At 67.0% G+C, this 8,930-nt stretch carries 19 protein-coding genes, 1 tRNA gene and 1 pseudogene; 18 read left to right on the top strand and 3 right to left on the bottom strand.

Translation table 11 applies throughout. From position 1 onward, the window contains the following. Positions 1-148: 148 nt before the first annotated feature. Entirely contained in the window at positions 149-1,063 is a 915-nt protein-coding gene (locus tag AC3WLB_RS04265; RefSeq protein ID WP_492503588.1) for a DsbA family protein, read from the top strand. Positions 1,064-1,107: 44 nt separating this feature from the next. Further along, positions 1,108-1,180 (top strand) — tRNA-Thr (locus AC3WLB_RS04260). Positions 1,181-1,245: 65 nt separating this feature from the next. Here AC3WLB_RS04260 and AC3WLB_RS04255 read toward each other — a convergent pair. From AC3WLB_RS04255 to AC3WLB_RS04245, 3 genes are read right to left on the bottom strand one after another with little or no spacing between them, the layout of a single operon-like run. After that, positions 1,246-2,358, bottom strand: a complete 1,113-nt coding sequence (locus tag AC3WLB_RS04255) for a tyrosine-type recombinase/integrase (protein ID WP_492503586.1) — start codon at positions 2,356-2,358, stop codon at positions 1,246-1,248. Positions 2,359-2,398: 40 nt separating this feature from the next. Further along, the gene (locus AC3WLB_RS04250) at positions 2,399-2,842 is read right to left on the bottom strand and encodes an ImmA/IrrE family metallo-endopeptidase (RefSeq protein WP_492503584.1); all 444 of its coding nucleotides are present in this window, start codon (positions 2,840-2,842) and stop codon (positions 2,399-2,401) included. A gap of 5 nt (positions 2,843-2,847) precedes the next feature. Beyond that, positions 2,848-3,222 (bottom strand): helix-turn-helix domain-containing protein, encoded by a 375-nt coding sequence (locus tag AC3WLB_RS04245; RefSeq protein ID WP_492503582.1) that lies wholly within the window; start codon positions 3,220-3,222, stop codon positions 2,848-2,850. Between the two features lie 65 nt (positions 3,223-3,287). On the opposite strand from AC3WLB_RS04245, the gene AC3WLB_RS04240 reads away from it, so the two are divergent. From AC3WLB_RS04240 to AC3WLB_RS04165, 16 genes and pseudogenes are all read left to right on the top strand, one after another. Then, positions 3,288-3,545, top strand: coding sequence for a helix-turn-helix domain-containing protein (locus AC3WLB_RS04240; RefSeq protein WP_492503580.1), 258 nt, complete (start codon positions 3,288-3,290; stop codon positions 3,543-3,545). Beyond that, positions 3,542-3,727, top strand: coding sequence for a helix-turn-helix transcriptional regulator (locus AC3WLB_RS04235; RefSeq protein WP_492503578.1), 186 nt, complete (start codon positions 3,542-3,544; stop codon positions 3,725-3,727). Before AC3WLB_RS04240 ends, AC3WLB_RS04235 begins: the two co-directional genes overlap by 4 nt. Positions 3,728-3,806: 79 nt before the next feature. Continuing rightward, positions 3,807-4,064 carry a hypothetical protein gene (locus AC3WLB_RS04230; protein WP_492503576.1) on the top strand — a complete coding sequence of 86 codons (258 nt, stop codon included), beginning with the start codon at positions 3,807-3,809 and terminating at the stop codon, positions 4,062-4,064. Then, positions 4,061-4,195 (top strand): hypothetical protein, encoded by a 135-nt coding sequence (locus tag AC3WLB_RS04225; RefSeq protein WP_492503574.1) that lies wholly within the window; start codon positions 4,061-4,063, stop codon positions 4,193-4,195. The genes AC3WLB_RS04230 and AC3WLB_RS04225 overlap by 4 nt, the downstream gene beginning before the upstream one ends. After that, positions 4,192-4,350 carry a hypothetical protein gene (locus tag AC3WLB_RS04220; protein WP_492503572.1) on the top strand — a complete coding sequence of 53 codons (159 nt, stop codon included), beginning with the start codon at positions 4,192-4,194 and terminating at the stop codon, positions 4,348-4,350. Before AC3WLB_RS04225 ends, AC3WLB_RS04220 begins: the two co-directional genes overlap by 4 nt. After that, positions 4,329-4,655 carry a hypothetical protein gene (locus AC3WLB_RS04215; protein ID WP_492503570.1) on the top strand — a complete coding sequence of 109 codons (327 nt, stop codon included), beginning with the start codon at positions 4,329-4,331 and terminating at the stop codon, positions 4,653-4,655. The genes AC3WLB_RS04220 and AC3WLB_RS04215 overlap by 22 nt, the downstream gene beginning before the upstream one ends. 115 nt (positions 4,656-4,770) lie before the next feature. Beyond that, on the top strand, positions 4,771-4,980 hold the full coding sequence (locus AC3WLB_RS04210) for a hypothetical protein (RefSeq protein WP_492503568.1): 210 nt from the start codon (positions 4,771-4,773) through the stop codon (positions 4,978-4,980). Further along, the gene (locus tag AC3WLB_RS04205; protein ID WP_492503566.1) at positions 4,967-5,584 is read left to right on the top strand and encodes a PDDEXK family nuclease; all 618 of its coding nucleotides are present in this window, start codon (positions 4,967-4,969) and stop codon (positions 5,582-5,584) included. The genes AC3WLB_RS04210 and AC3WLB_RS04205 overlap by 14 nt, the downstream gene beginning before the upstream one ends. Then, positions 5,581-6,531 carry a hypothetical protein gene (locus tag AC3WLB_RS04200; protein WP_492503564.1) on the top strand — a complete coding sequence of 317 codons (951 nt, stop codon included), beginning with the start codon at positions 5,581-5,583 and terminating at the stop codon, positions 6,529-6,531. The genes AC3WLB_RS04205 and AC3WLB_RS04200 overlap by 4 nt, the downstream gene beginning before the upstream one ends. Then, on the top strand, positions 6,528-6,968 hold the full coding sequence (locus AC3WLB_RS04195; protein ID WP_492503562.1) for a RusA family crossover junction endodeoxyribonuclease: 441 nt from the start codon (positions 6,528-6,530) through the stop codon (positions 6,966-6,968). Before AC3WLB_RS04200 ends, AC3WLB_RS04195 begins: the two co-directional genes overlap by 4 nt. Beyond that, complete coding sequence (locus AC3WLB_RS04190) at positions 6,965-7,174, top strand: hypothetical protein (RefSeq protein WP_492503560.1); 210 nt, start codon at positions 6,965-6,967, stop codon at positions 7,172-7,174. The genes AC3WLB_RS04195 and AC3WLB_RS04190 overlap by 4 nt, the downstream gene beginning before the upstream one ends. Before the next feature lie 100 nt (positions 7,175-7,274). Further along, positions 7,275-7,502 carry a hypothetical protein gene (locus tag AC3WLB_RS04185; protein ID WP_492503558.1) on the top strand — a complete coding sequence of 76 codons (228 nt, stop codon included), beginning with the start codon at positions 7,275-7,277 and terminating at the stop codon, positions 7,500-7,502. Continuing rightward, positions 7,499-7,918, top strand: coding sequence for an HNH endonuclease (locus AC3WLB_RS04180; protein WP_492503556.1), 420 nt, complete (start codon positions 7,499-7,501; stop codon positions 7,916-7,918). Before AC3WLB_RS04185 ends, AC3WLB_RS04180 begins: the two co-directional genes overlap by 4 nt. Positions 7,919-7,923: 5 nt before the next feature. After that, on the top strand, positions 7,924-8,430 hold the full coding sequence (locus tag AC3WLB_RS04175) for a DNA N-6-adenine-methyltransferase (protein WP_492503554.1): 507 nt from the start codon (positions 7,924-7,926) through the stop codon (positions 8,428-8,430). Between the two features lie 148 nt (positions 8,431-8,578). Then, complete coding sequence (locus AC3WLB_RS04170; RefSeq protein ID WP_492503552.1) at positions 8,579-8,716, top strand: hypothetical protein; 138 nt, start codon at positions 8,579-8,581, stop codon at positions 8,714-8,716. Beyond that, positions 8,713-8,889 (top strand): annotated as a pseudogene (locus AC3WLB_RS04165) (helix-turn-helix domain-containing protein); the annotation flags it as partial. The gene AC3WLB_RS04170 and the pseudogene AC3WLB_RS04165, both read left to right, overlap by 4 nt. Positions 8,890-8,930 lie beyond the last annotated feature (41 nt).

Raw genomic sequence — 8,930 nt, 5'->3', positions numbered from 1 at the left:
CGTAGTGATGGATGATCGGGCCTGCTCCGTCGAAGACCCAGAGGCCATTATGCCACGGCCTCGTACACAGGATGCGCGTGGTCAACTCCCAGAGAGCGTCCCTACTATTCTGGAGTCATCCATCTCGAACCCCACGGAGCATCCACGCATGAGTACAGGCGGAGCCGACGATTCTCGTCTCTCGAAGAACCAGCGGCGTGAGGCGGCTCGGGAGAAAGCGAAGCAGCTGCGCGAGGAACAGCGCAAGAAGGACATCCGCAACCGGGTCATCCTCATCTCCTCACTCAGCGTCGTCGTGATCGCCATCGTGGTGGGCATCACCCTCGTCATCGTCTCCACGCTGAAGCCCGCGGGCCCCGGGCCGCTCAACATGGCCAGTGACGGCATCACCATCGGCACCGACTTCGTGGCCGAGACGACGCCGGCGCTCGCCGCCGGGGAAGACCCCGTGCCCACGACGCCCGACACGTCGTCGGGAGTCGTCGACATCCGGATGTACGTCGACTACATGTGCCCGTTCTGCGGCCAGTTCGAGAGCACCAACAACGCCCAGATCGGCGATTGGGTGAAGTCCGGGGTGGCGACGGCGGAGATCCATCCGCTCTCCATCCTCGACCGCTCCTCGCTCGGTTCGAAGTACTCCACCCGCGCTGCGAACGCGGCCGCCTGTGTCGCGAACTATTCGCCCGACCAGTTCTGGGACTTCAACGGCCTTCTGTTCAAGAACCAGCCCGCCGAGAACACCGAGGGGCTCGACGACGCCACGTTGAAAGACCTCGTGAGTCAGGCGGGCGTGAGCGCGCAGAGCGACATCGACTCGTGCATCGACGACACGCAGTTCAAGGGCTGGGTGGCGGATGCGACCTCCCGCGCCCTGCAGGGCCCGTTGCCGAACTCCGATGAGAAGGCCGTCACCGGCACCCCGACGGTGCTCGTCAACGGCCAGAAGTACAGCGGCCCGCTCGACGACGCGGACGCGTTCGCGAGCTTCGTGCTGCAGGTCTCCGGTAACGACTCCAGTTCCACGCCGACGCCGACGCCCACGCCGACCCCGGCAGGCTGATCGGCGCGGCCGTGGGGCCGTGGCTAGAATGAACTGTCCCACCAGCCGGCTTGGCGCAATTGGTAGCGCACCGCTCTTGTAAAGCGGGGGTTGCGGGTTCGAGTCCCGCAGCCGGCCCATTCAGGCCCGGAATCTAGCGGATCTGCTCACGAGCAGTCGCCAGATTCCGGGCCTTGTCACGTTTAACTCACGCTTTTCGCGAGGAAACGCTGCAGCAGGTCGCTGGCATCCGGGCCCTCGTGCAGCATCTCGATGTAGTGCTCGTTCGTGATGTCCTCGGACGAGTGACCGAGCTGATCCTTCGCAGCGGTGACGCCCATCTCGCGCGCGAGCAGTGTCGCGACAGCCTTGCGGAACGACTTCGGGGTCATGCCCGCCCACGTCGTCTCCGCGAATGCGAGCCGCCACTGGGTGCGGAAGTTGTTCGGCGACCGGAACGTGCCTGTCGACGATGGGAACACGAGCTCGGACATCGAGTGCACGCGGCGCTCCATGAGCATGTCGGTGGCGAACGGTGGCAGCTTCAGTTCGCGGCGGGATGAGTCGCTCTTCATGCTGTCGCGGAGCTCGAGCCGTCCGTCGAGGCCGAGAGCGATCGAGCGGCGCAGTGTGACGCGAACCGGCGTCGCGGCGACGTCGACCACGTCCCACTGGATCGCCAGGACTTCGCCCGTGCGGGCTCCCGTGGCAGCGAACATCACGGCGACGTCATAGAGGTCCGTCGTTCTCGGCAGACCGCGCTTGTCGGTGCCGGCGTCCCACGCCTTCAGGTGCGCGAGGATGCCCTGTACGTCCTCGGGGGACGGTGCCACGACGGCCTTCCGCGTCCGCGGCACGCTGCCTACGTCGCGCACCGGATTCGCCTGCACAGCGCCGTGACGAGCGGCCAGCGCGAACATGCCTGAGAGCACCACGCGCGCGAGCCTCGCCGTCGCGGGCCCGCTCGAGGACGAGAGAGCCTTGATGAACCGGTCGAGTCGCGGCACGGTCGCCTCCATCAGGCGGACGTTCCCGAGTCCCTTGAGGATGTGGCGCTCGATCGACTCGCGGTACTTCACGATGGTGCCGGCCGCGAGGTCGCGCTTCTCCGTCTCCGCGAGCCACAGCTTCGCGAGCTGGCTGACGGTCGAGGAGCCCGTGAGGTCGTCGACCGCGGGCGCCAGACGCTCCTTCAGCGCGGCGATGAGGTTCCGCTCGGCCTCGGCCGCAGTGCGTCCGGCGCGCTGCATCGGGCGGGTGACGCCGTCGGAGTCGCGGTAGCTGGCGCGGGCGACATGGGCGCCGTTGATCTTCATCCGGCGGATCTTGCCCCACGTCTCGAGGACGAGCGGCGGCCTAGGCAAGAGCGGCCCTCGCCACCCACTGGCCCTCGCCCATGCGTGGGTCGACGTAGGTGACCTCGCCGATCTTCTCGATGCAGTACCGCTGGTAGTCGAGGACGATCTGCTCTGTCACGTCGAGCTCTTCGGCGATGAACGCCACGTCGTGCGAGATGGCCTCGGCGCGTGCATAGGCGGCTGGGTCGACGAGGAGCGCGGCCGCGTACCGGTTCGCCTGCCGTTCGCCGCTGGCGCTCTCGCAGGTGTGGCAGTACTTGGCGTGTCCGAGTTCGTGCGCGATGACCTCGTGCCGCTCGGCGCGGGTGAGGGTGAGTTCCACGTAGATGGTCGACTCGTCGTGGTCGTAGAAGCCGACCAGGTCCTCCTCGATCTCGTCGAGGTGAGCGATCTCGATGCGGACCCCCAACTGGCGGGCCACCGCCCACAACTCTCGCATCATCGTCGCTACTCCTCGGTGTCCTTCTTCTGCCGGCGCTTCGCGGCCAGCTTCCCCTCGCCCTGCTCCCACCGCTGCCGAGCCTTCTCGGTCGCTCCGCGCGGCGTCTCCGATTCAGTATCCGCATCCCCTACGACACTGAGAGTCGGTCGGGCCGCAGCAACGAGCTCGAAGGGAGTGATCCCCAGCAGGTCGGCGATCCCGTCGAGGTCTGTCGTGCTCCACGGGAACTTCCCATTCACGCGGTACGACACGTAGGTCTGGTTCCGCCCGATCCTGGCGGCGATGTCCTCTTGCCGCACACCGGCGGCCTTTCGGAGCTGTTCGATCGTTACGCGCAGGGCGTCGGAAAAGGGCGTGAGCGAGGTCTCTTCGTTATCCACAACGACGACTGTAGCAATGAAATATTGCCTGCGCCATATGTTGACATGGGTATGGTGATGAACATATGGTCTACAACATGAACTTGACCAATGCGATCGGCGGGGAGCTCAAAGCGGAACTGGCCCGCCGTGACCTCTCCCAGGAAGTCCTCATGAAGGCATGGGGCGTGAATCAGTCCACGGTCTCGGCGAAGCTCAAGGGCCGCTCGCCGATCTCAACGGAAGAGCTCGACGCTGCCGCTCGGGCGCTCGGGTTCGACCCGTTCGACTTCGTCGCTCGAGCCGGAGCCAACGCGACCCCGGCGAAGGACGTGGCGGCATGAGTGCCGTGGCTCTGACCCCGGAGCAGGTGGAGCAGCGCACCGGCGTCGCCAAGAAGACGCTGTCGAACTGGCGGGCTCTCGGCGTTGGCCCGGCGCACTTCAAGATCGGGCGCCTCGTCCGCTACTGGGAGGCCGACATCGACGCCTGGCTCCTGGAGCAGTCCAAGGCGTCCGCCTCCTAACCCCAAATTCCTGCCGCGTTCGCGACCCCCATCGACCCGTCGGGCGGGCGCGGCACCCACTCAGAGAAGAGAGAGAACCATGGCGATCGAGATTGGCACGAAGGATGCGCAGCACGCGCTCTACGTCGTCGCAGGAGACTTCGGTCTCGGCCAGCAGCCCGGGTCGTTCACCGTTCACCTGATCCACGCGATCCAGCACGCTGACGCGCTGAACCGGGCGCGTATCGGTCACTCGTTTCCGTCGCTGGTGCTGGCCGTGAAGATGGCCGGCGGCTCGGTGGAGTCGGTCGAGGCGTTGCGGACGATCGTGAAGGACCGGCAGGAGGTCGGGGCATGAGCCGCCGGCGCCGGTCGACGTTCGTGCCGAAGCGGGCGTCGTGGGTCACGTACCGCATCCTCTCGATGCGGCTCGGGTTCCTCGCGTTCCTGGCCGCGGCTGAGCAGGACCGGGACGAGGTGGCGTCGTGATCGGGGCAGTGTTCGGGCTCGTCGGCCTACTGCTGGCCGCGGCAGCGATCACCCGGTCGTACACGGTCGCCGTCGACGGCCCGGTGGTCGTGCTTCTGGTGGCGTTCGTGCTCGTCGCGGTCGGGTTCGCCCGGTGGCTGAGGAGGGCGTCATGAGCTTATTCGAAGACATCGTCGAGGACTGGAAAGCTGCCGCCGCCGCGGAACTGTCGATGATCGCGCACCTCGACTTCGAAGCGCCATTGATCTGCGAGAAGGCGGAGGGCTGCGACCAGCGCGCCATCGCCTTGGTCCGCTCGCGGTGCTGTGCCGTAGGGTGCACCCTCTGCTCCGGGCACCTGGAAGCCCTGCGCATCCAAGTCGATTCGTACAGGCAGACCTTGTGCAACCGGTGCGGTGCGACAGGTCACTCGTTCGACGAGGTGGTCGAGGTCGTCCCGATCAAGGACGTGACCCGGTGATGGCCACGGTGACGTGGGACACGGACCTGTTCTGCCCGCAGTGCCAGCGGTACCAGCTGGTGCAGGACTCCGAGGGCGCCTGGTGGTGCCGGAAGTGCGGGGAGGTGGAACCCGAATGAGCACCCAGTGGAACGTCGTCGAACTGACCACCGACAGGCACGGGCTCGAGACGTCCTCGGTGATGTCGGAGCACGACACGCTCAGCGCGGCCGTGAACGAGGCGCAGCGGCTGCAGTACGACCGCGGCGAAGAGCCCCGGTTTGGTGCAGGTGACCGTGTCGAGTTCATCGTCGACGAGGTGGAGTTGCCCGATGATGTGGACTGACCGCATCCTCGCCGACGGAACCGACCGTGAGGCGTGGAAGGTGGCGCGCTACCCAGTCATCGGCGCGTCGGACGCGAAGATCCTGTCGAAGGCGTCGTCGATTCCCCTGTACCTCGCGGCGAAGCTGAAGCGGGACGTCTTCACCGGCAACGTGTTCACCGACAACGGCAACCGGTGGGAGCCTCTGATGCTCGGCTGGGCCGGGTACGAGCACAACACCGCACTCTTCCACGCCCCCGATGAGCCGGGCTTCGCAGCCACCCCTGACGGGCTCCGCACGTTCGGTGATGGTGGCGAGCTCGCTCTCGCAGAGGCCAAGGCGAAGCACGTCGCCGCACCGGGCACCATCAAGGGCCCGTCGCTCCCGGAACGCCGGCAGATCGCATGGCAGTTCCGGGTCATGCCCGAGGCCTACTGCCTCGACTGGATCTGCGCCGAGATCAACCGGGACACGGACGACCTCTGGGAGGACGAGCCGTGGAAGATCCGCTTCTACCCCGACGACCCGCAGATCGTCGCCTGCCTTCAGCAGGTGGAACCGATCGCTACTGAACTGCTCGCGCGGCTTCGTGCCGCACTCGAATTCGAGAAGGAACTCGCATGACCACCGACATTGAGCCGTACCGCAACGCATCCCTCGAGGACAAGCGGGCATACGTCCAGACCCTCGCCGCCGCTGGCGAGCTGCTCCCGAAGGGGCTCTGGGCGAACGTGAAGAACCCGGACACGGGGCTGATGGAGAACAGGCCGTCTCCCGGGAAGGTGCTCCTCATCGTGGAGACCGGCATCATGCTCGGCCTGCACCCCATGGCGGCGCTGCAGGGAATCGACGTCATCGAGGGCAACCCGACGCTGAAGCCGGCTCTCATGTCTGCGCTGATCCGCAAGGCGGGGCACTCGCTGCGCATCCGCCAGGTCGGCACCGTCGAGGGCGGCGACCTGGCCGTCACGGTGACGGGTATCCGCTCCGATGACCCCGATTTCCCGTACGAGTACACGTGGACTCCATTCGACGCGATTCGGGCGGGTCTGCTCGACTCGTACGCCCCGAACGCTGACGGTGTGTGGCAGGCGCGGGCACGGTCGGAGAAGGGCGGTGTGAAGCCGTGGGAGGCGTACACGGCTCGCATGTGCCGGTGGCGGGCTCTCGGTGACGTCGCGTCTGCGGGGTTCGAGGACGTGCTCATGGGCATGCACTTCACCCCGGAGGAGATGGGCGCCGCGGTGAACGCGGACGGTGAGGTCGTCGGGGGGTACGAAGAGGCTGTGCCGACCGAGGACTGGGAGGCGTTGGTCCGGGAGGCGACGACGAAGGAGGCTTTGGCCGAGATCAAGGCCCGGGCGGTCGCGGCTGGCGACTACTCGGACAAGGTCCGCACGTGGGTGCTGACCCGCTCCGGGATGATCAGTCGCGGCGAGGTCGCTGAACCGGCGCCGGTCGTGGTCGATGAGGTGGAAGAGACCGACGAGGAGCGGTGGGAGCGCGAGGAGCGCGAACGCTTCGATGCCGAACGGGCCGACGTGCAGCTCGACATCGAGGTGGCGTCGTGACCGCGCTGGCTGTGACCGTGTACGGGCTTCCGGCGCCGCAGGGGTCGAAGCGGCACGTGGGCGGCGGTGTGATGGTCGAGTCGTCGAAGAAGGTCAAGCCGTGGCGGCAGGACGTGAAAGCGACCGTGGAGGCTTCGCTGCCGGCCGGGTGGGTGCCGCTCGACGGCCCCGTGACGGTCACGGCGACGTTCTTCCTGCCGCGACCCGCAGGGCACCCGAAAACGCGGCGCACGTACCCGATCCGCACCCCCGATCTCGACAAACTCGTGCGATCGACGTTCGATGCCCTGTCGGCGGCGGGTGTGTGGACGGATGACGCCCGCTGCGTGGATCTGACGACCCGGAAGCGGTACGCGCACCCGGAACGCCTCGCGCTGTTCGGTGAGCTGCTGAGCCCAGGCGTGATCCTCACCATCGACGGGGGCGACCGATCATGACCCGCCGGTTGCGGGGCCAGTACTGGTTCACGCTCAAGAACGAGCGCGGTGAGGCTGTCGCGTTCCTGTTCCCGTCGTTCAGGCGGGCGTGGGAGCGGGCTCGGGTCAACGGGCATCCGACGATCTTCTTCACCGACGCGCAGGACCGTGACCACGAGTGCGCTGTCGTGCCTGGCCAGGAGGGGTACACGGAGGTGCTGCCGTGAAGACGCTGTACTGCCCCAAGTGTGGGGAGCCTCTGGTGGTGGTCGGTCTCGATCACTTCCACACCATCTTCGAATGCTGCAACGGACACAGGGAGCACCGATGACCATCGAACAGGAAGCGGCACCGTATGAGGGGTCGCAGGGCCGGGTGATCGCCCCGTACGGCGGCACGATCACCCTCATCAAGTGGTCCCTTGGCCGCGATGGTTGGACGCACGAAATCGTGCACGGCGTCTTCCGCGGTCGCCTTGACGGCTGGTGGCAGATCACCATCGACGGTGTCGAGCAGCGCCTCCGGGTCAGCGAGTGGGCGGAGTACCGGTCATGACTATCCTCCCCAAGACCGCCAAGCCGACGCCGGCTCAGGAGGCCGCAGCGTACGCGACCGCGACGAGGCGCGACAGTGGCCGCTGCCAGATGTGCCGCCGCTACTGCGGGCCCATCAACCGTGACCACCGCCTCGACCGGTCCCTCGGCGGCCGCACAGTGCCGTCGAACCTGCAGCTCCTCGGAGGGTCGGGTACGACGGGCTGCCACGGCCGGAAGACGTTGAACCCGCGGTGGGCGCTCGAGGAGGGCTGGTCGGTGCCGTCGTGGGCGACCCCAGCGGAGTGGCCTGCCCGCCGGTACCTGGCGACCGATCACGGGACGCTGCGGGCCGCGTGGGTGCTCTACGACGACGAGGGCGGGTTCCGTGAGATCCCGACCATAGAGGCGTTCGAGCGCATGGGGCGGATCTCATGAGCCTGGTGAGCTTCAAGTCTCAGAACCACCCGCAGCAGACCGACCTGCGTGGAGCTCTCGACGACGTCGACGACCGCGCCACCTTGCCGCTGTACATGCTGCAGTTCGAGGAGCGATTCGGTGCCTTCACGCTCGACGTCGCGGCGGCCGCACACAACGCGAAGTGCGAGCGGTACTTCACGAAGGAGCAGGACGGCCTCGCCCAGTCGTGGGCGGGGGAGCACGTGTGGTGCAACCCGCCGTACTCGGACATCTACCCGTGGGTGCACAAGGCGTGGCAGGAGTACGGGCGCACGCGCGGCATCGTGATGCTGCTGCCTGCGAACCGCACAGAGCAGAAGTGGTGGCAGAAGCTCGTGGAGCCTCGCCGCGATCGCGCCGGCTCGCCGCTGACGGCTGAGTTCCTGCCGGGCCGGATGCGGTTCCTGAAGCCGGGTCAGTCCGAAATCAGCCCAAATGAGCGTCCGCCGTTCGGCAACGTGCTGCTCGTGTGGACGGGAGGCATCACGTGAACGCGGAGGAGCGAGAGGAAGCCCGACGTATCGCCGCCGGCCTGCCGCCGCGCCGGTGCCCGAACTGCGGCGGCGTCGGCCGCCACTGGGTGCCGGAGCGTCTCGGGCAGCCAGGGTTCTGGTCGTGCGATGACGACGAGGCGGCGTGATGGACAAGAGCAAGCTGCTCGCCTGGCTCGGTCGCCGGGCACAGGCAGAGACCCCGGTCGTGGGAGCGATCTACGACGGGCTGATAGCGCGCATTCGGCGCGGAGATTTCGACGAAGAGGAGGTGGAAGACAGATGAGTGTTCACGTGAGCTCGTGGGTGTGGAAGCACGCACCCGCCGCAGGGAATCGACTGCTAGTGCTACTGGCACTCGCGGACATCGCGAATGACGACGGTGTTGCCTGGCCCTCACGGAGTCACCTTGCCGAGAAGACGCGGCTGTCGATCTCGACCGTCAAGCGAGTCCTGTCGGATCTCCGCGCCGATGGTGTTCTGGTCGCCGATGTGACTCT

This window comes from Herbiconiux sp. FW305-C-125 (genome assembly GCF_058783455.1).
Note: the sequence above shows the minus strand (reverse complement) of the source record. Positions and strands in the feature narration are given on the sequence as shown.